Source organism: Pseudomonas sp. R4-15 (assembly GCF_055768815.1).
In genome coordinates this window covers 3,552,731-3,571,476 of record NZ_CM147293.1, presented here as the reverse complement: position 1 = coordinate 3,571,476, position 18,746 = coordinate 3,552,731, and the positions used below count along the sequence as shown (strand labels likewise).

Below are 18,746 nucleotides of genomic sequence, written 5' to 3'. Positions count from 1 at the left end.
ATGGCCATCGAGACCTTCACCTGGGCCTCCGACGACGAGGCGAGCATCGACGCAACCTTCAACGTGCGCGAGTCCCAGTTCGGCGACGGTTATATCCAAGCCGTGGGCGAGGGCATGAACGGCAGTCTCGAGCCCTGGTCGCTCAAGTTCGGCGGCACCGTCGACGAGGTGCTGGAGATCCGCGACTTCATCAAGCGCCACGGTGGTGCGCGCGCATTCCTCTGGACGCCCCCGGACGGTGACCTCGGCCTCTACCGCTGCAAAGCGTTCAACTACAGCCGCCAGCCCGGCGGCGTGGCCACGTTGACGGCAACATTCACCCAGGCGCCCGCCCCATGACCGAGACGACAACCACCTTCACCACCAGCGGCAGCGCATGGACCGACCTCGCCACCGCCGCCGGTATGGTTATGTCCGTAGCGCTCAACGGTGGCGCGTCCGACGCCGGCGTAGCGCTGCGCCTGCTGCTCGCCAACGGCACCAGCGCCATGATCCTGCCCGGCAACCTGCTCCCAGCCCTGGCGCCGCACCGCCCCGCCATCGGCGGGCTCTCGCTCGCCGCCGGGGACAAGCTGCAGGCCATGAGCGACCAGTCCGCGAACTGGACCGTCACCCATTCCACCACCGCCGGCTACAGCAGCGCCGTGGCCTCCAGCGCCGCTGGCGCCTGGGCTGACCTGAAAACCGGCCCAGCCACCGTGCGCCTGGTGCTCGCCAGCGCCTACCTACCCGCCGAGGCCAACCTGCGCATTCTCCGCAACGACGGTACCACCGAGGCCCCGCTGATGAGCAACGACGACATCGCCGACTATGCCGGCGCCCGCCGCTGGACCGACCGCATCGTCCTTGCCACAGGCGAGAAATTGCAGGTCATGTCGGATGTGCCCATGGATTGGATCGCAACGGGAGTTTCCGCATGAGCGCGCTAGGTCTTGTTTCTACCCTCGGCGCTGCGCAAGGCGAGCCTTCGTTTCTCGCGGACTTCGCCTGCCGACTGTTCCGCACGCGCAACTGGCAGACTGGCGCGATTGACAAGGAGGGGTTCAGCAACATCTTCACCCTGACCCGCGCGAGCGCCGGCACTTACCGGAATGCCTACGGCTACCAGGTCCAGGCGGCAGCAAATGAACCCCGGTTCGATCACGACCCGGCGACACTGGTGCAGGCAACGCACACCGGCTCCCTGATCGTCGGCAACACGATCACCGTCACGACGACCACGGCGCATGCATTCACCGTGCGCCAGGCCGTTCGCCTCTCGGCCTACGGCATCAGCGTATGGGGCCGCGTCACGCGGGTGCGCTCGACGCTCAGCATCCGCCTGCGCATCGTGCAGATTGAGGGGAGCGGGGTGCCGGCGAGCTGGCACGCCATCCGGTCCCTGGGGCTGCTGGTGGAGGAACAGCGCACCAATCTGCTGCAGCACTCGACCCCGAACAGCTCGTGGACCTATGTAAATGGGACTCCGGCCTACAACGTCGAGGGGTACGACGGCGCAGCTACGGCGACCCGGGTACTCACTCCAGCGTCCGGGACGCAAGCCACCTACGCGTATCACCCGGCAATGGCGTTCGTAGCGGGACAGTCGTACACCTTCACCGCCCGCATCAGAGCGGCTGGGCTGAACTTCGCTCAGATTTACGGCGGCGGCGGGGCGTTCGGCTCCAATGCCTGGGCGAACGTTGACCTCGCGAACGCCGTCGCCGGCTCAGCGGGCAGTAGCGCCACCAGCGTGAAAGTGAAGAAAGAACGTGCGGGCTGGGTGCGTATTGAAGTCACCTTCGTAGCCACTGCGAGCGCGACAAACAACGCCGTCAATATCGGCCTGATCCCAGCAGCGACCAGCGGTAGGGAACCCTCTTGGACGCCGGGCGCGGCTGTCGGCGTTGACGTTGATCACGTCCAGGTCGAAGCGGCGGCTTTCGCCTTGTCCGACATCCGCTCGACGCAGACTTTCGTGTCCCGCACCTCCGCCGCGACCTACACCGACTCGACCGGCACGCTGCAGACCGCTGCCGCAGGCGTCGCGCGCAGCGATGCGTATGCGTTCAATCCTGACGGGACGCTGCGGAAGATCGGGTTGCTGGTGGAGCCGGCAAGCAGCAATGTCTGCACGCGAGCGGCCTCGCCAGGAGGGGCGGGTTGGAGTTCGAACAACGCCGGCTCCGTGACCGTGGCTACAGGTCAGGCAGGGCCTAATGGCGCCAACAATTCCTCGAAACTCACATTCCCCGGTGGGCAGGCGACAACCGTAGGCTTCTATTTGTCCACGGCCCAGTTCTCCTGGGGCGGCGCGACGAGTGGGGTAGGGTCGATCTGGGCCAGAGGGGAGGTCGGCGGCGAAATATTGCGCATCGGAGGCGATGGGACGAGCACTCCGATTACGCTGACGCAGAGATGGCGGAAGTATTCGGTGCCCAGCACAGTGCAGGCTTTCACTGTTTATTCTGGCGACAGCCTGGCGAAAACGGTCTACGTCTCGCCGGTCTGCGTAGAGCCCAACGTGACGGTGGCCAGCTCGTTCATCTGGCCGATTGAGGGCGCAGTGGCGGTGCGTGCCGCTGATGTCACGACCAGCGCTGCGGCAACCCGGCAGGCGGACAATTGCGCAGTTTCCGTAATCACCCCCTGGTTCACCCCGGATGCCTACACAATCGTGGCGTCGGGGATATCGTCGGCTCAGTCATCTAGTTATCCAGCCATTTACCAAGTCTACCCCGACTACCAGGTGTTTTTCGCCGCGTCTGCACAGCAGATCGGTGTAAATGGCCGTGGCTCTAGCGGCTCCGTTATGCAGGGCCTCAACAGGGGGACGTCATTCCGACATTCGCTAGGGGTCACTCCCAACGAGTTTTCCGCCACCCTGGGTGCCGTCTTGAACACTGACCCGAATAGATCACAGTCGTCTGTGGTAACGGGCATCAGCATCGGTAGGTTTAACTCCGGCAGTTACTGGAACAGCCACATCGACACCATCGCCTACTACCCCAAGCGCCCGCTCAACGCTGTCTTACGAGGACTCGCAGCATGAACTACTACATCCGCACCGACACCCGCTCCACCATGCGCGCCGCGCTAATCGACCTAGGCCTGCTCGGCGAGCCCTCAAGTCCAGATGACTACGGCAACACCGCGCGTTATCCGTCCGATGGCGTGGGCATCAACATGTTCGGCACCGTCTACGACGAAGTCCAGACGCAGCTGGAGAACGGCGACGTCGAAGTCACGCGCACTCCGCAGGAGGGTTACCACGCGATCCTCTCGACGCCTGCGGAGGTAGATTGGCCGGAGACCGTCACCGTCCTCGATTACGCCGATGCCCCCGTAAAGTGGGCCGCGTGACCCGCCGCACAGCACTGCGCCCGCGGGCCGGGTAGGGTGCCCCTGTATTCCCTGGGCAAGGACGCCACCCTATGCAACCGCGCACCGCACCCCGCCAGCCCGACTGGCCGCTGTTCCTGCTGATTGCCGCAATGCTCTCCCTCGCCGTGCTGTTCGGCGTAGGCCTCGGCTACCGCGCCGCCCTCGTTGCCACCGGCGGCGGATAACCCGCCCCGTAGGATGGGTTGAGCAACGCGATACCCATCACCCACATCCCGAAGCCCGGCCACCGCGCCGGGCTTTTTCGTTTCTGGAGTACTCCATGTTGATCCGCGACCTGCAGCGCCTTGAGCCAGGCGATGAGGTGATTCTGTTCGAGCTGGATGGCTCGGAGTGGGGCGCCGATGTGGTGCGCTTCCATGGCTACCAGGTGCCGTACACCGCAGACGAACTGCGCGCCGCTGGCGCCGATGCCGATCAGTTGCCGCCGAAGAGCATCTGGTGGCAGGGCCAGGAATACGCCGCGTGGCCGGTGCAGATCGAGGGCATCGAGACCAACGGCGAGGGCCGCGAGGTGCGGCCGAAATTCACCGCCGGCAACGTCTCCGGGCGCATCACCGCGCTCTGCCTCGCGTTCGAGGACATGCTGCAGTTCCAACTGACCATCCACTGCACCATGAAGCGCTTCCTCGACGCCGCCAATTTCGAAGGCGGCAACGACGAGGCGGACCCGACGCAGGAGATCATCGAGATCTGGTACCTCGACCAGAAGACCGGGGACAACGACCAGACCGTCACCTGGGAACTGGCGAGCCCCGGCGATGTGGGCGGCGAGCAGGTGGGCCGGCAGATGACCACGCTCTGCCACTGGGCCATGACCGGCGGCTATCGCGGCCCGAACTGCGGCTACACCGGCCCCTACGTCGACATCGACGGCAACCCGACTGACGACCCCGAGCTCGACGAGTGTGACGGTTGCCTGGGCACGGGGTGCGAGCCGCGCTTCGGCGCCACCAGCCAGTTGCCCTTCGGTGGCTTTCCCGCCGTCTCCATCATCGCGCGGAGTTGATCATGCTCGAGCACATCCTTGCCGCCGTGCGTGAGCACGCCGCGGCCGAATACCCGCGCGAGTGTTGCGGGCTGATCGTCGATATCGACGGCACCCAGGAATACCGCCCCTGCAGCAACACCGCCGCCGAACCCGGCGAGGAATTCCGCATCGCGCCGGAGGAGTACGCCGCGATCGAGGACGCCGGCACGGTGCTCGCCGTGGTCCACAGCCACCCGGATGCAACCTGCCGCCCGAGCGCGGCGGACGTGGCCATGTGCAACGCCTCCGGCCTGCCCTGGTACATCCTGAGTTGGCCGGAAAACGACTGGCGCTGCGTCGAGCCGCTGGCGCAGGTGCCGCTGCTGGGCCGGTCGTTCGTCCACGGCGTGCAGGACTGCTGGCAGGTTTGCGCCGACTGGTACCAGCGCGAGCGGGGCCTGGAGTTCCCGCGCTATGCGCGCACGGACGGCTGGTGGGAAAACGCCGCCGGCCCCAGCCTCTACGAGGATCAGTTCGCCGAGGCCGGTTTCGTGCAGGTGCAGCAGCCCCAGCGCGGCGACCTGATCGTCATGAGTGTGGGCCGCACCGCCCACCCGAACCACGCGGGCATCTACCTCGGCGCAGACGCCTCGCTCCCCGGCGAAGCGAGCCAGGTCTGGGGCGCCGGCCCCTTCCTGCTGCACCACCTGCACAGCCGCCGCTCGGAGATCATCGTGTTCGGCGGCCCCTGGTGGACCCGCACCCGACTGGTGCTACGGCACCAGGGCTTCTGCTAGGCTCGGGGTTTTTCAGGGAGGCAAAAAGTGATGGCCATCAGGCGATTCTCTGCCGCGATTGTCCTGCTGTGCGGCTTGATTTCGGGCTGCAGCACTCCGGGTGATCTGCTCGCGGGCAGCCCTCAACTGACGTTGGATAGCTCGAAGCCCGCGAAGGAGTTCGCGCTGTGCGTGCTGCCGCGCTGGCAGGAGCACAACGTCGCCACGACCATGAACGAGACGCCGAGCGGTTTCCGGATCATCTCGGCCGTTCCCAGCATGGGGCAGACCAACGAGGTTCTGGACATCGTGACCACCCCGAATGGTTCGAATGCGAGCCTCTACGTGCGAATGCCGGGGATGACCTGGGGCAGAGGCAGCGTTATCGAGGCCGTGCGAACCTGCCGCTGATGCCGGCGCATACAGACAACAGACCGCCTTCGGGCGGTTTTTTTATACCCGGAGAAAACCATGGCCGCATCAGTTCTTGAGTACACCCCGATGACCACCATCCGGCTCTACGGCGCGCTGCGCCAGTTCGGACGCGAGTATCGGCTGCTCGTCAATTCCACGGCCGAAGCGATCAAGGCGCTGTGCGTGCAGATCCCCGGCCTGGAGCGATTCCTGGCCAACGCGCACCTCCGCGGCATGGAGTTCGCCGTATTCCGGGGCAAACGCAACATCTCGGAAGCTGAGCTGGGGATGGGCGGACGCGAAGAGATCCGCATCGCACCGGTTATGCGTGGCCGGAAAAACGGCGGCATCATCCAGACCATCGTCGGTGTCGCCCTCATCGTCGCTGGCATCATGCTGACCCCGATCTTTCCGGCGGCCGGGCCGATGATGGTCAGCGCCGGTATCGCCATGACCGCCGGCGGCGTCGTGCAAATGCTCAGCCCGCAAACCACAGGCCTCAAGCAGTCCGCAGCCCCGGAGAACCTGCCGAGCTACGCCTTCGGCTCGGCGAAGAACACCACCGCCAGCGGTAACCCGGTGCCGATCTGCTACGGCCGCCGTCGCTGGGGCGGCGCGATCATCAGCGCAGGGATCTATGCCGAGGACAAGGTCTGACCGGCACGCGACACCAACAGCCCGCTTCAGCGGGCTTCTTTTTGCCTGGGAGAAACACATGGGCGCAGTGCTCGACATCGATATCGCCGGGGAGAAGGGCGGTGGCAGCAAGGCCAAGGCGCCGACCGAGGCGCCGGATAGCCTGCAGAGCATCGCGAAAACCAAGCTGCTGATCGCCGTGGGCGAGGGCGAGTTCGATGGCACGCCGACGGCGCAGGACATCTATCTGGACAACACGCCGCTCGCCGATGCGGACGGCAACCTGCAGTTCGAGGGCGTGGACTGGGAATGGCGGCCGGGCAGTGTCGATCAGGACTACATCCCCGGCCTGCCGAGCATCGAGAACGACATCTCGCTCAACCTCGAACTGCGCAGCGGCACGCCCTGGGTGCGCGCGATCAGCAACACCGAGCTCTCGGCGGTGCGCCTGCGCCTGGCCTGGCCCGCACTGCAGCAGCAGGACACCAGCGGCAACGTGAAGGGCTACGTCATCGAGTACGCCGTGGACCTGTCGACCGATGGCGGCCCCTACCAGGAAGTGCTCGCTGAGTCCGTCGACGGCAAGACCACGACCCGCTACGAACGCTCTCGCCGCATTGACCTGCCGGCGGCCGAAAGCGGCTGGCAGATCCGTGTGCGCCGGCTGACGGCAAACCAGAACAGCGCCCGCTACGCGGACACGATGCTGATCGCCGGACTGGCCGAGGTGATCGACGCCAAGCTCTCCTATCCCAACACTGCGCTGCTCTACGTCGAGTTCAGCGCCGAGCAGTTCAGCAACGTGCCAGCGGTGACGGTGGAGTGTGACGCGCGCCGTGTGCAGGTGCCGAGCAACTATGACCCGCGCACCCGCACCTATAGCGGCGTGTGGGATGGCTCGATGAAAGAGGCCTGGACCGATAACCCGGCCTGGCACACCTACGACGTTTCGACTAACGACCGTTTCGGCGTGGGCAGGCGCATCAAGCCCTGGATGGTCGACAAGTGGGAGCTGTACCGCATCGCCCAGTGGTGCGACGGAATGGTCAGCGATGGCCAGGGCGGCACCGAGCCGCGCCATACCTGCAACCTGAACCTGCAGAGCCGGTCGGACGCCTGGCAGTTGCTGCGCGATATCTCGGCGATCTACCGCGGCATGACCTACTGGGCCCAGGGCCAGCTCAAGGTGCAGGCGGACATCCCGCGCGAGGCGGACTTCGACTACGTGTTCACCCGCGCCAACGTCATCGACGGCCAGTTCACCCGCGGCTCTGCCAGCGTTGCCAGCCGCTACAGCCGCGCCCTCGTGAGTTATGACAACCCGGCGAACAACTACGACACCGACGTCGTGCCCGTGACCGACAAGCGCTTGCAGCGCCGCTACGGCGACAAGCCAGTGGAGATCAGCGCGATCGGCTGCACCCGCGCGAGCGAGGCTCAGCGCCGCGGCAAGTGGGTGCTGCTGACCAACAGCCAGGATGCCACGGTAACGTTCCGTACCAGCGTCGAGGGCGTGGTGCCGCTGCCGGGCTACGTGATCCCGATCGCCAACTCGCTGGTGGCCGGTCGCGAGATCGGCGGGCGCATCAGCGCCGTCGACGGACGCACCGTGACGCTGGACCGTGACACCCAGGCCAAGGCGGGCGATCGCCTGATCCTCAACCTGCCCAGTGGCCAGGCCGAGGGGCGCACCGCGCTGTCGGTCGAGGGCCGAGCGGTGACCGTGACCAGTGACTATAGCGAAACGCCCGAGCCGGAACTGGTCTGGGCCCTGGATGCTGACGACCTGGCCGTGCCGCTGTATCGCGTGATGAACGTGACGCGGCCGGAGAAGGGCGTGTTCGAGGTCACGGCGCTGCAATACGAGCCGAGCAAGTTCGACGCGATCGACTCCGGCGCGCGCCTGGAGACGCGCCCGATCAGCACGCTGCCGACCGGCCTTATCGAGCGGCCGTCGAGCGTGACGCTGGCGCAGAGTGTTGCCACCGACCAGGGCCTGGCCGTCACCACAATGACCATCACCTGGGAGGCGGTCGCCGGCGCCATCGGCTATGACGTCGAGTGGCGCAAAGACTCCGGCAACTGGGTACGGCTGCCGCGCAGCTCGATCCTGGGTGTCGACGTGGAGGGCATCTACGCCGGCACCTACGTCGCCCGCGTGCGCGCGGTGGGGGTGTTCGAGGTCGCGTCCCAGTGGCGTACCAGCGACACCACCGTGCTCGCCGGCAAGACCAGCGCGCCGCCGGTACCGGTGGCGCTGACAGCCACCCCGGGGCCGCTGCAGATCACCCTCGACTGGGCATTCCCGGAGGGCGCTGAGGACACGCTGCGCACCGAACTGCAGCTCTCCACCACCCAGGCCGAGGCCGACGCGCAGACCCTCGCCGACGTGGCGTACCCCGGCAGCACCCTGGTGCTGCCCGGTGTTGCCGCCGGCTGGCGCCGCTGGTTCCGCGCACGCCTCGTCGACCGCACCGGCAACGTCGGTGAGTGGACGGACTGGGTAGACGGCCAGAGCAGCGCCGACCAGGCCGTGTACGACGAGTACTTCGGCGGCACCATCGGCAGCATGGCGTTGACGGAAACGCTCCGCGAGCAGATCCAGGCGGGCGCCAGTGCCGGCGAGGCAGTGGCTGAACTGACCGAGGACGTGCAGCAACTCGGGCAGGCGTTGGCGCAGGAGGTGCAGGAGCGCACGAGCCAGGCCCAGCAGATAGCGGACGATCTTATCGCCGAGGCGGAGGAACGGGCGCAATTGGGCGAACAGCAGGGCGCGCAGATCAGCGCACTGCAGCAGACCACCGACGACCTGGCGCTTGAGCAGCTGCTGCTGCGCGCTACACAGGGCGATACGGAGTCGCAGATCACCGAGGTTCGGCAGGTCGGGCAGGGCACGGCTCGCGAGGTCGAGCAACTGCGAGTGCGTAGCGCTGAGGCGGAATCCAACATCACCGAGATCCGCGAGGTACAAGCCGACCAGGCGAGCCGTATGGTCGCCGTGGAGACCCGTGCTGGCGACAACGAAAGCGCCATCAGCCAACTACAGGAAACGACCGACGAACAGGCGACCGTATCTCAGCAACTCGCAACGCGTATTGGCGAGACCGAGAGCGCCATCACCGATCTGGCGCAGACGGCAGACGGGATCGCCACTCGGACCAGCGCCCTGGAGGTCACCACCCAGTCGCTGGAGGACGTGACCGAGTCCCAGGGCCAGCAACTAGAGGACCTGGACGACGAGGTCGCGCAGCAGGGCAGTCGCATCGCAACGACCGAGCAGGCCACGGTCGAGCTGGCCCAGCGCGCGGAAACGCTGGAGACCACCGCGGGCGAGCAGGAAACAGAGATCAATACCCTGCAGCAGACGTCAGCCGAGCAGGCCCTGGAAGCGCAGTTCCTCCGCGCTCGCGACGGCAGTACCGAAGCGCAGATCACCGAAGTGCGGCAGGTCGGGCAGGGTACTGCCCGGCGCGTCGAGCAGCTGGTGGTCGAGTCGGGCGAGAACCGGGCCCTCATCGACCAGGAAGCGCAGGTCCGCGCCGATGAAACCGGCGCTCTGGCTGAACTGTTGCAGCAGCTGCAAGCAGCGACTGAGGACGCCCAGGCCGCTGTCGAGGTCCTGCAGCAGGCGAAAGCCGACCTCGACGGGCAGCTCTCGGCGCTAGTTTCGATCAAGGCGCAGACGACGGTGGGCGGCCGCAACGTCATGGCGGGGTTGACCGTGGGCGTGGAGGGCGAAGAACAGGAGTCCGCCATCCTCGCGTTCGCCCAGCGCTTCGCGATCATCGACGAAGTGAGCGGCGAGCTGATCTATCCGTTCGTGGTCGAGGGCGGGCAGGTGTTCATCAACTCGGCGGTGATCGGGCAGGCGTTCATCCGTGAGCTGATCGTCGGGATGCGGCTGGAGTCCGAGGCAACCGACCCTGATGGCGATCCGTTGATCGTGCTCGACTTCAATACTGGCGAGTTCTCGCTGCGCGGGGTTACCGGCGATGGGTCTGTGACCCTCGACAGTAAAGGGCTGCGTGTACGTGACGCCACCGGCGATGCAGAGGTTGAGGTGGGGGACCTGTCATGACCTATGGATTGCGGGTAAAGCGGGCGGGTGTGGTGATTGTCGATTTGACCACCCGCCTGACCCGGCTGCATTCGATCGTCACGGTTTCCGTGCCAGCGTCAGGAACTGCGAGCGTGGTGGTCGACGGGCTCGAGGATGATGACACCTGGGTCGTCTACTCGGACAACTACCTGGTAGCAGCAGAACTGGTCAGCGGTGGCCTGGCGCTGACCAACACCTGGCCAACCGCTCAATCCGCCACATTGTCGATATTCCGGTACTAAACATGTCTAGAGGATTCAGGGCACGCAACGGCAACAACCAAATCCAGATCGATAGCCAGTACGCGAACTACTCGATCATCCAGGAGGGAACAGCTGCCAGCGGTGAGAAAGTGAACTTCACCGGTGCAGGGGATAAAACGAACCTTATCTTCGCCCGCCCTACGGTGGCGGGGCAGTTTGTTTCGCGTGACTTCCCCTATCCTGGTGCATTCCCCGGCGGCAACTTCGGGCCGCAGTATTACCCGGCAGGTGACTATTTCTATCCACGAACAGTATTGAGTGATGGCCAGACGACGGGGCAGGACCTTGAGTATTTCGTAGCGGTGAGAAACTCTAGTCTAGTGCTTGATACCGGTGGATTTGGATTGAGGGTGAGGAACGTTTTTTCCAGCCTTAATCTTGGACTTCAGCTGATCGCGTGTATTCCGATAACAGTAGTGCGAGACGGTCCGGCAATTCAGGTATCTCTCCCGCCTCCAACCCTAAGTCGAAAGTACTTTGTAGCGCTTAATCCGCTTTTCGGATTCTCGAGCATCCAAGCGAATAGCTTACGACGGTTTTTCAGCCTGAGCGTTTCGTTCAATTCTGCGGGGAACGAGTTGACGATCGGCAGCGTGACACGGGATGTCCCTGACAGCTACTACGAGGGTAATCCTATCCTGAGAAACCACTGGACCAAGTGCCAACTGATGGTGGCGATCCGTTGATCGCCTAGATCATTCCTCATCAATACCCACCAGCCCGGCCCCGCGCCGGGCTTTTTCGTTTCAGGAGCCCACATGCCCATCACCGAGCAGCAGCTGCTGCAGATACTCCCGAACGCCCGCCATGTCGCGGGCGTTTTTGTTTCTGCGCTCAATGCAGCTATGGACCGGTACCGCATCGACACCCGGGCCAGGCAAGCAGCGTTCCTGGCGCAGATCGGGCACGAGTCTTCACAGCTCACGCGGCTGGTCGAGAACCTCAACTACAGCGCCGAGGGCCTGGCGCGTACCTGGCCGAGCCGCTATCGCGGATCGGACGGCGCGCCCAATGCCCTGGCGCAGCGCCTGGCGCGGCGCCCTGAGGCGATCGCGAACAACGCATACGCCGGCCGCAACGGAAACGGTCCCGAGTCGAGCGGCGACGGCTGGCGCTTCCGTGGTCGCGGGGCGATCCAGACCACTGGCCGCGCCAACTACGCAGCCACCGGCGAGGCGCTGGGCCTGCCGTTGCTCGATCGACCCGAGCTGCTCGAGCAGCCGGAGCACGCCGCCATGGCTGCCGCCTGGTACTGGCACCACCGCGGCCTCAACGAGCTGGCCGACCGCGATGATTTCAAGGGAATCACTCTGCGTATCAACGGCGGCACGAACGGCCTTGATGATCGCCTCGCCCTGCGGGCCAGGGCCGTCGAGGTGCTGGCATGAGCGCCCTACTGACCCGCTTCGCCGCACTGCTGCCGGTCTGGGCCTGGGCAGTGATTGCCGCCCTGGTGCTGCTCGGCGCCCAGGAGCTGCGCGTCCGTTCCGCTCAGTCTGATCTCGCCGACGTGGCAGCAGAGCGTGACGCAGCGCTGGAGCGTGTAGGCCAATGCACCGCGGCGCGCGACAGCCTGCTCGAGCTGGCCGAACAGCAGAATGCCGCCATCGCCCAACTCGCCGCCGAGCAGCAGCGCCGCCAGGCCGAAGCCCAGCAGGCCCAGCAGCAGGCACGCGCGGACGCTCAAGCCGACTACCAGGCCGCCAACCGCCTCCAGCAAGAGCGCACCGGAGGCGACCCGGCAGCCGCGGCAAACGCCATCATCGACCGGGAGCTGGGCCTATGATCCGCATCGCGCTGATTCTCGCCGCCGCCCTGGCCCTGTCCGCCTGCGCCGGGCAGCCACCCGAACCCGAGGTGCGCACCGTCCGCGTCGAAGTCCCGGTGCCCGTGCCCTGCAAAACCGCCCCGGTCCCCGTCCCACCCTGGGCCGCAGCCGGCCTGCGCGCGAGCGACAGCCTCGAGGTCAAAGTTCGTGCCCTGCTCGCCGAGCGCCGGCAGCGGATTGGCTACGAGCGCGAGCTACTGGCGGCGAATGAGGTGTGTCGCTAGCACAAGTTGGCGTCTCACCGCTCTATCTTCATGAGGCCAGCATTCACGGCCATCTGCTCGCGCGCACGAGCCCCAGGGCCCATCGCTTTGTAAGCTGAGGTCTGTACACCGAACGCCTCGCCCAGAGATTTAGCGCTGATGCCGAGCTCTGACAGTCGGGCGTAGTCGCCCTCCATCGCGGCGCATGCTGCTTTGTAGACGACTTCTGCACCATGTTCGCGGATGGCATTCTGGACTGTGTTCATGGGCACCTCTTAGGCCATGCGGCTCTTGACGAGCTGGATTTCGAGGTGAGTAACACCTGCCTCGGCTTCGACTTTCGCCAGCGATTTGGTGGGGAGCTGGCCATTAACGCTGTGTTTGGCTACTGCAGCGGCCCAGGCAGCCTTGTATCGGGCGATATTCGCGATGATGTGCTGGATGCGTGCTTCGACCTTGGCTTCAGCCTGCGCGATATCTTCTGCTGCGTAGGGGTTGAAACCTTCGCCGCCTTCGTTGTGGGTCAGATTGTATGCGGTGTACTTGCTCATTTCGGTCTCCTGTCCCCAGCTATCCGGGGAGTGGTGAGAGGCTTTGTGCCTCTCGATGGATTCAATTATAAACGCCTAGGCGTTTAATTCAAGAGCGAGAAATACCGCTCGTCGGTCAGTGCTCAACCCATGGGCTCATGTCCGGTAGCGCCTGGCCGACTCGGTATTTCCCGCGCCAGGTGTGTAGCAGTCCTGCTGGGCCCCAGGCCGTAACGACGATTGGCATGCCGTGTTGTTCGGGCGGCACGAGGCGGTCGCACTGTTCGGCGACGATGTGCAGGGTGTAGGGCTCGTCGCTGTCGTCGTCGAACATGATCTCGAGGGCGTCACGCCCCTGCAGCCGTCCGCGCGTGACGACCGCCAGACGCCCCGTCTGCATGTCCGGTAGATCTCGCAGCAGGGCAGGGGGTAGCAGTAGGCGCAGTGCGCCGGCGTTCCAACTCGCGAACGCGTAGCCCGCTGCAGCATGCGTGGTATCCCAGTAGTTCGTACCGGCCAGATCCTGGCCGTTGTTCCTGATCTCGATCATTCGTCCATCCCTGGGGTTAGGCCCGCTGCGATGCGGGCGAGTTCGAGGTTTGCGCGGCAGGATTTCAGGGCCTGGCTCGCGTTCTGTGGCGTCGTGCCGACCTGGCGCGCCGCCTCGGTCCCGCTCAGGCCCTCAACGAGCATGAGCCGAGCGCACTGGTAGCGCGGGCCGTCCTGCATCCGGGTCAGTTTGGCGAGCGCGTCGAATTGCTCGAGTGTCATCATTCGGTGTGCCTCTGTTGTAGCCCTGCGACGATCACTGCCAGCTCGTCGAGGGTCATGACCTGGTGTCGGCGATTGCCGGGGCCGGCCAGCCATCCCTGGATGCGGCTGTTGGACACTGGGTAGCCCATGACCTGAGCTGCCAGGCGAATGTCAGAATCGTGCAGCCCGCCTGCCATCAGCGTTTTCAGCACGGTATTCGGTGTCGAGGTAGGGCCGATATCGATTGCTGAGGCTCTGCCATCGCACAGCGCGCTATGCAGTTCCTCGCCCTCGCGCTCAATCTCTACCAGAGGCCGCTGCTCGCGCAGATCGCCACGCCGGAGCGTGGCACGGTAGGTTGCCCATGCCGCGCTCTCGTGCGTGGTTTCTGTGATGATCTGCCCGTCAAGTAGCACGCGGTACGTGGGCATTATGATTTCTCTGGCTCATGTGGCTGATGGCTAAGGGCGAAGCTTTCCTCGCGGATCCACTCGCCGTTGGTGTAACGCCAAGACGTGATTGTTGGCGGCCGCGCAGAGCCTACGATTTTCGGTCGCCCGGGCTCCGCAACAAATCCCGATAGCATCTCGCATAGTTGCTCCTGGCCCGCCCAGGCCCTTGAGGCCTTGAGCATGTCATTCCACAACTGATCTCGACTCCTGACGATTTTGGAGACCGGCAGGCCGCGCCAGCGACCAAGGCCAGGAACTAGAGCGAGATCGCCCCATTCCAAGCGGCCTGTCTTCGTGACGATGCCGATCTGTATGTCAATTTGCATCGGGAGTCTGGCGCGATTGATGGTCGAGAAAATCCCCTGCACAAGACTGGCCGCGCTGTGTGCGGACATGACTTGCGAATAGCAGGCCACTCTGAAAATCACATCGGCCATGGATGATCCTCCTGATCAGCCCCGGATGGCCGGGGCTTCCTGTTGCGGGTTACGGAAGGGGCGCGCTGATGTACGCCTGGTTTGCGCGGTACTGGGGAATGATGCTGTGCAGCGTAGAGACCGCGTCAGCGATTTCGTCCTCATCCTTGTTCGGCGCAGTGCGGGCACAAAACGGCTGGGCATAGATCGTAGCGCCCATCTCTTCGTAAAATCCCTGTAGGTGGCGACCGTCGGGCAAGAATGCCCCAACATTGATTTGCAGCCCCTTGGCAGGACCCTCGATCAACAGCTTTTCGGCATCTTCGATGCTGATTGATTCGATGATTTCCTGAAGTTTGTTCTGTTTGTAAATGGCTGCTTTGAAAAAGATCATTTTGGTCTCCTGTCCCCAGTGATCCGGGGAGTAGCGGTCGGCTTGATTGCCTTCCATGGGTCTCAGTATAAACGCCTAGGCATTTAATGCAATGGGCTGAATTACCGTTCGTCACCTGCTCAAATGGACGGGGTTGCGAAGCGCCTCGGAGGGAGGTGTTGCGGGAACCGCCGCCATAGTTGCGGAAACCGGCCACTTTCTTGCGGGCAAGAAAAAACCCCGAAAGCCGGAGCCTTCGGGGTTTTCAATAGTGGAGGCCGAGGTCGGAATCGAACCGGCGTACACGGATTTGCAATCCGCTGCATGACCACTCTGCCACCCGGCCTCAAAAAAGACGCCGCAATCTGCGGCGTCTTTACGAACTGGAGCGGGAAACGAGACTCGAACTCGCGACCCCGACCTTGGCAAGGTCGTGCTCTACCAACTGAGCTATTCCCGCTTGGTGACGGGCGCCATTCTATGGATTTCCCGTGTCCCGTCAAGCCTTTGATTGAAAAAGCCTTATTTCTTCTCGGCAGTGGTCGACAGATGGGGCAGGGCGGCGCGAAGGTACTGCAGCATCGACCATAGCGTCAGAACGGCGGCCAGGATCAACAGCAAATAGCCGACGATCACCGCCGCGCTGAACTGCGGGGGGTTGGCCAGCAGGATCACCAACGCCAGCATTTGCGCGGCGGTCTTCCACTTGCCCCAGCGTGATACGGCGACTTGCGCACGGGCGCCCAGCTCTGCCATCCACTCGCGTAGCGCTGAAATCACGATCTCGCGGCCGATGATGATCATCGCCGGCAGGGTCAACCACAGGTTGTGGTGTTCCTCCACCAGCAGCACCAGCGCTACGGCGACCATCAGCTTGTCCGCCACTGGGTCGAGGAAGGCGCCGAAGGGGGTGCTCTGTTCCAGGCGGCGGGCGAGGTAACCGTCGAACCAGTCGGTGATCGCGGCAATCGCGAATACCGCGCTGGCAGCCCAGTAACTCCATCCGAATGGCAGGTAAAAAAGCGCGATGAAGACCGGGATCAGCGCAACGCGCAGCACGGTCAGCAGATTGGGGATGTTCATTGGCACATCATTTCAGCAGGCACTGCGCTCATTCTACTCACTGTGCAAAGTGGCATAAATCGACTCGGCGAGCTTTTTGCTGATGCCTGGAGCCTTGGCGATTTCCTCGGCACTGGCGCGCGCCAGTTCTTGCAGACCGCCGAAGTGCTTGAGCAGTTCCCGGCGCCGCTTGGGTCCTACGCCGGCCACGTCCTCCAATGACGAGACGCGCCGCGCCTTGCCCCGCCGTGCGCGGTGCCCGGTGATGGCGAAACGGTGGGCTTCGTCGCGGATCTGCTGGATCAGGTGCAGCCCCGGGTCGTGCCCCGGCAAGGTGAACTCCTGGGAGGCGTCATTGAGGTAGAGCGTCTCGAAGCCGGGCTTGCGGGTCACGCCCTTGGCGACGCCGAGCAGGGTGATGCCCGGCACCGCGAGTTCCTGGATGACGTCCTGCGCCATCGCCAGTTGTCCCTTGCCGCCGTCCACCAGCAGCACATCGGGGACCTTGCCTTCGCCGTCCTTGGCGCGTGACAGGCGCCGGGTCAGGGCCTGGTGCATGGCGGCGTAGTCGTCTCCGGCGGTAACGCCTTCGATGTTGTAGCGGCGATAGTCAGACTTGAGCGGGCCTTCGGGGCCGAACACCACGCAGGAGGCGACGGTGGCCTCGCCGCTGGAATGGCTGATGTCGAAGCATTCCAGGCGCTGCGGCACCTCGGCCAGGCCCAGCGCCTCGGCAAGGGCCTCGAAGCGTGCGCGCAGGTGCTGGCGGTTGGCCAGGCGCGCGCCGAGCGCCTGCTCGGCGTTGGTCACGGCCAGCGCCTGCCAGCGCGCCCGCGTGCCGCGAACGCGCTGGGAAATGCTCGGCGCCCGCCCGCGCACCTCGGCGATGGCGTCGAGCAGCGTCGGGAAGTCCTCGTGCAGCACGTTGACGATGACCTCGTCGGGCAGATCGCGCTCGCTTGCGCTCAGGTAGTGCTGAGCGAGGAAGGCGTAGAGCACGGCCGCGGTGTCTTCCTCGATACCGGTCTGCGGGAAGAAGTTCTTGCTGCCCAGCACACGCCCACCGCGCACACTGATCAGCTGTACGCAGGCGCCGCCGGGATTGGTCACCGCGGCCACCACGTCGACGTCGCCGTTACCGCCTTCCATGCTCTGCTGGTCCTGCACGCGGCGCAGCAGTGCCATCTGGTCGCGCAACTCCGCGGCCCGCTCGAAGTCGAGGTTCTGCGCGGCTTGCTCCATGCTGGCCGAGAGTTCCTCGGCCAGGGCGTTGCTGCGCCCTTCCAGGAACATCGTCGAGTGGCGCACGTCCTGGGCGTACTCGCTGGCGTCCACCAGGTTCACGCAGGGGCCCTTGCAGCGCTTGATCTGGTATTGCAGGCAGGGGCGGGTGCGGTTGCGGTAGTAGCTGTCCTCGCACTGGCGCACCTGGAAGGCTTTCTGCAGCAGTGCCAGGCTCTCGCGGATCGCCCCGGCGCTGGGGTAGGGACCGAAGTAGCGGCCCTTGGCCTTCTTGCTGCCGCGATGGATGCCCAGACGCGGGAACTCATCATCGGAGAGGTAGACGTACGGGTAGGATTTGTCGTCGCGCAGCAGGATGTTGTAAGGCGGCCGCCACTGCTTGATCAGCGTCTGCTCGAGCAGCAGGGCTTCGGTCTCGTTGGCCGTGATGGTGGTTTCCACCTGGGCGATGCGTGCCACCAGCGCGGCCGTCTTCGGCGCCAGGCCGGTCTTGCGGAAATAGCTCGCCAGGCGCTTCTTGAGGTTCTTCGCCTTGCCCACGTAGAGCAGCTTGGCCTCGGCGTCGAACATCCGATAGACACCGGGGCGCCCGCTGCAGCCGGCGAGAAAGGCGTTGGGGTCGAAGCTGGACATCAGGCGTTGGTATCGATCATGCGGTGACGCACGGCCAGCAGGGCCAGCTCCACGTCACTGTCTATCTGCAGTTTCTCGAAGATGCGGTAACGGTAGGTGTTCACCGTCTTGGGCGACAGGCAGAGCTTGTCGGAGATGCTCTGGACCTTTTCGCAGCCGGCGATCATCAGGGCGATCTGCATTTCCCGTTCGGAAAGCAGGTCGAAGGGTGAATCGCTTTGCGGCTGCACGGCCTTGAGCGCCATCTGCTGGGCGATGTTCGGGCTGATGTAGCGTTGCCCGGCGAACACCTGGCGGATCGCCTTGACCATTTCCTCCAGTCCAGCGCCCTTGGTCAGGTAGCCGGCCGCGCCGGCCTGCATCAGGCGCGTGGGGAAGGGATCGTCCTCGCAGGCGGTGACCGCGATCACGCGGCTGTCCGGCTGGCTGCGCTGCAGCTTGCGGGTGGCCTCGAGGCCACCGATGCCGGGCATGCGGATGTCCATCAGCACTACGTCCGGCTTGAGTTCGCGCGCCTTGCGCAGGGCGAGTTCGCCGGAGTCGGCCTGGCCAACCACCTTCAGACCTTCAACGTCCTCGAGCATACGGGTAATGCCCGTACGCACCAGATCGTGGTCGTCTACCACCAGGACCTTAATCAATCGACACCTCGTTGCAACGGCGCATACCGCGTGGCTACCGTTCCGGAAACCTGGGCACGATAGCAAAAAGCCGC

At 64.7% G+C, this 18,746-nt stretch carries 25 protein-coding genes and 2 tRNA genes; 15 read left to right on the top strand and 12 right to left on the bottom strand.

Going from position 1 to position 18,746, the window contains the following annotated elements:
* From ACYRGX_RS17085 to ACYRGX_RS17015, 15 genes are all read left to right on the top strand, one after another.
* A complete protein-coding gene (locus tag ACYRGX_RS17085) occupies nucleotides 1-339 on the top strand; it encodes a phage tail protein (protein ID WP_473053641.1) in 339 nt (112 codons plus the stop codon).
* The gene (locus ACYRGX_RS17080; protein ID WP_473053640.1) at nucleotides 336-920 is read left to right on the top strand and encodes a hypothetical protein; all 585 of its coding nucleotides are present in this window, start codon (nucleotides 336-338) and stop codon (nucleotides 918-920) included. Before ACYRGX_RS17085 ends, ACYRGX_RS17080 begins: the two co-directional genes overlap by 4 nt.
* A complete protein-coding gene (locus tag ACYRGX_RS17075; protein ID WP_473053639.1) occupies nucleotides 917-3,031 on the top strand; it encodes a phage head spike fiber domain-containing protein in 2,115 nt (704 codons plus the stop codon). The genes ACYRGX_RS17080 and ACYRGX_RS17075 overlap by 4 nt, the downstream gene beginning before the upstream one ends.
* Entirely contained in the window at nucleotides 3,028-3,342 is a 315-nt protein-coding gene (locus ACYRGX_RS17070) for a hypothetical protein (protein WP_473053638.1), read from the top strand. Before ACYRGX_RS17075 ends, ACYRGX_RS17070 begins: the two co-directional genes overlap by 4 nt.
* Before the next feature lie 71 nt (nucleotides 3,343-3,413).
* Nucleotides 3,414-3,548, top strand: coding sequence for a hypothetical protein (locus ACYRGX_RS17065; protein WP_473053637.1), 135 nt, complete (start codon nucleotides 3,414-3,416; stop codon nucleotides 3,546-3,548).
* A gap of 95 nt (nucleotides 3,549-3,643) precedes the next feature.
* Nucleotides 3,644-4,390 carry a phage minor tail protein L gene (locus ACYRGX_RS17060; RefSeq protein ID WP_473053636.1) on the top strand — a complete coding sequence of 249 codons (747 nt, stop codon included), beginning with the start codon at nucleotides 3,644-3,646 and terminating at the stop codon, nucleotides 4,388-4,390.
* Nucleotides 4,391-4,392: 2 nt separating this feature from the next.
* Nucleotides 4,393-5,148: a C40 family peptidase gene (locus ACYRGX_RS17055; RefSeq protein ID WP_473053635.1), complete on the top strand. Its 756-nt coding sequence runs from the start codon at nucleotides 4,393-4,395 to the stop codon at nucleotides 5,146-5,148.
* Nucleotides 5,149-5,178: 30 nt separating this feature from the next.
* Nucleotides 5,179-5,538: a hypothetical protein gene (locus ACYRGX_RS17050; protein ID WP_473053634.1), complete on the top strand. Its 360-nt coding sequence runs from the start codon at nucleotides 5,179-5,181 to the stop codon at nucleotides 5,536-5,538.
* Between the two features lie 60 nt (nucleotides 5,539-5,598).
* Nucleotides 5,599-6,198, top strand: a complete 600-nt coding sequence (locus ACYRGX_RS17045; protein ID WP_473053633.1) for a tail assembly protein — start codon at nucleotides 5,599-5,601, stop codon at nucleotides 6,196-6,198.
* 58 nt (nucleotides 6,199-6,256) lie between these two features.
* A complete protein-coding gene (locus ACYRGX_RS17040) occupies nucleotides 6,257-10,255 on the top strand; it encodes a TipJ family phage tail tip protein (protein ID WP_473053632.1) in 3,999 nt (1,332 codons plus the stop codon).
* Nucleotides 10,252-10,518 (top strand): hypothetical protein, encoded by a 267-nt coding sequence (locus ACYRGX_RS17035; protein ID WP_473053631.1) that lies wholly within the window; start codon nucleotides 10,252-10,254, stop codon nucleotides 10,516-10,518. The genes ACYRGX_RS17040 and ACYRGX_RS17035 overlap by 4 nt, the downstream gene beginning before the upstream one ends.
* Nucleotides 10,519-10,520: 2 nt before the next feature.
* Complete coding sequence (locus tag ACYRGX_RS17030) at nucleotides 10,521-11,225, top strand: hypothetical protein (protein ID WP_473053630.1); 705 nt, start codon at nucleotides 10,521-10,523, stop codon at nucleotides 11,223-11,225.
* 72 nt (nucleotides 11,226-11,297) lie between these two features.
* The gene (locus ACYRGX_RS17025; protein ID WP_473053629.1) at nucleotides 11,298-11,927 is read left to right on the top strand and encodes a glycoside hydrolase family 19 protein; all 630 of its coding nucleotides are present in this window, start codon (nucleotides 11,298-11,300) and stop codon (nucleotides 11,925-11,927) included.
* Nucleotides 11,924-12,325: a hypothetical protein gene (locus ACYRGX_RS17020; RefSeq protein ID WP_473053628.1), complete on the top strand. Its 402-nt coding sequence runs from the start codon at nucleotides 11,924-11,926 to the stop codon at nucleotides 12,323-12,325. The genes ACYRGX_RS17025 and ACYRGX_RS17020 overlap by 4 nt, the downstream gene beginning before the upstream one ends.
* On the top strand, nucleotides 12,322-12,591 hold the full coding sequence (locus ACYRGX_RS17015; protein WP_473053627.1) for a hypothetical protein: 270 nt from the start codon (nucleotides 12,322-12,324) through the stop codon (nucleotides 12,589-12,591). The genes ACYRGX_RS17020 and ACYRGX_RS17015 overlap by 4 nt, the downstream gene beginning before the upstream one ends.
* A 14-nt stretch (nucleotides 12,592-12,605) precedes the next feature.
* Here ACYRGX_RS17015 and ACYRGX_RS17010 read toward each other — a convergent pair whose 3' ends face one another.
* The 12 genes from ACYRGX_RS17010 to gacA all read right to left on the bottom strand — a co-directional run bounded on the left by ACYRGX_RS17010 (nucleotide 12,606) and on the right by gacA (nucleotide 18,672).
* A complete protein-coding gene (locus tag ACYRGX_RS17010) occupies nucleotides 12,606-12,836 on the bottom strand; it encodes a hypothetical protein (RefSeq protein ID WP_473053626.1) in 231 nt (76 codons plus the stop codon).
* A 9-nt stretch (nucleotides 12,837-12,845) separates the two neighbouring features.
* Nucleotides 12,846-13,121, bottom strand: coding sequence for a hypothetical protein (locus ACYRGX_RS17005; protein ID WP_473053625.1), 276 nt, complete (start codon nucleotides 13,119-13,121; stop codon nucleotides 12,846-12,848).
* A gap of 115 nt (nucleotides 13,122-13,236) precedes the next feature.
* Nucleotides 13,237-13,650, bottom strand: a complete 414-nt coding sequence (locus ACYRGX_RS17000) for a hypothetical protein (protein WP_473053624.1) — start codon at nucleotides 13,648-13,650, stop codon at nucleotides 13,237-13,239.
* Nucleotides 13,647-13,874 (bottom strand): hypothetical protein, encoded by a 228-nt coding sequence (locus tag ACYRGX_RS16995; RefSeq protein WP_473053623.1) that lies wholly within the window; start codon nucleotides 13,872-13,874, stop codon nucleotides 13,647-13,649. The genes ACYRGX_RS17000 and ACYRGX_RS16995 overlap by 4 nt, the downstream gene beginning before the upstream one ends.
* Nucleotides 13,871-14,284: a hypothetical protein gene (locus tag ACYRGX_RS16990; RefSeq protein ID WP_473053622.1), complete on the bottom strand. Its 414-nt coding sequence runs from the start codon at nucleotides 14,282-14,284 to the stop codon at nucleotides 13,871-13,873. The genes ACYRGX_RS16995 and ACYRGX_RS16990 overlap by 4 nt, the downstream gene beginning before the upstream one ends.
* On the bottom strand, nucleotides 14,284-14,742 hold the full coding sequence (locus tag ACYRGX_RS16985; RefSeq protein ID WP_473053621.1) for a hypothetical protein: 459 nt from the start codon (nucleotides 14,740-14,742) through the stop codon (nucleotides 14,284-14,286). The genes ACYRGX_RS16990 and ACYRGX_RS16985 overlap by 1 nt, the downstream gene beginning before the upstream one ends.
* Before the next feature lie 49 nt (nucleotides 14,743-14,791).
* A complete protein-coding gene (locus ACYRGX_RS16980; protein WP_473053620.1) occupies nucleotides 14,792-15,115 on the bottom strand; it encodes a hypothetical protein in 324 nt (107 codons plus the stop codon).
* Between the two features lie 251 nt (nucleotides 15,116-15,366).
* Nucleotides 15,367-15,440: transfer RNA gene (locus ACYRGX_RS16975), tRNA-Cys, on the bottom strand.
* 38 nt (nucleotides 15,441-15,478) lie between these two features.
* Nucleotides 15,479-15,554 (bottom strand) — tRNA-Gly (locus ACYRGX_RS16970).
* A 62-nt stretch (nucleotides 15,555-15,616) separates the two neighbouring features.
* A complete protein-coding gene (gene pgsA, locus ACYRGX_RS16965; RefSeq protein ID WP_473053619.1) occupies nucleotides 15,617-16,177 on the bottom strand; it encodes a CDP-diacylglycerol--glycerol-3-phosphate 3-phosphatidyltransferase in 561 nt (186 codons plus the stop codon).
* Nucleotides 16,178-16,210: 33 nt separating this feature from the next.
* A complete protein-coding gene (gene uvrC / locus ACYRGX_RS16960; RefSeq protein WP_473053618.1) occupies nucleotides 16,211-18,031 on the bottom strand; it encodes an excinuclease ABC subunit UvrC in 1,821 nt (606 codons plus the stop codon).
* Nucleotides 18,031-18,672 carry a response regulator transcription factor GacA gene (gene gacA / locus ACYRGX_RS16955; protein ID WP_473053617.1) on the bottom strand — a complete coding sequence of 214 codons (642 nt, stop codon included), beginning with the start codon at nucleotides 18,670-18,672 and terminating at the stop codon, nucleotides 18,031-18,033. The genes uvrC and gacA overlap by 1 nt, the downstream gene beginning before the upstream one ends.
* Nucleotides 18,673-18,746: the final 74 nt, after the last annotated feature.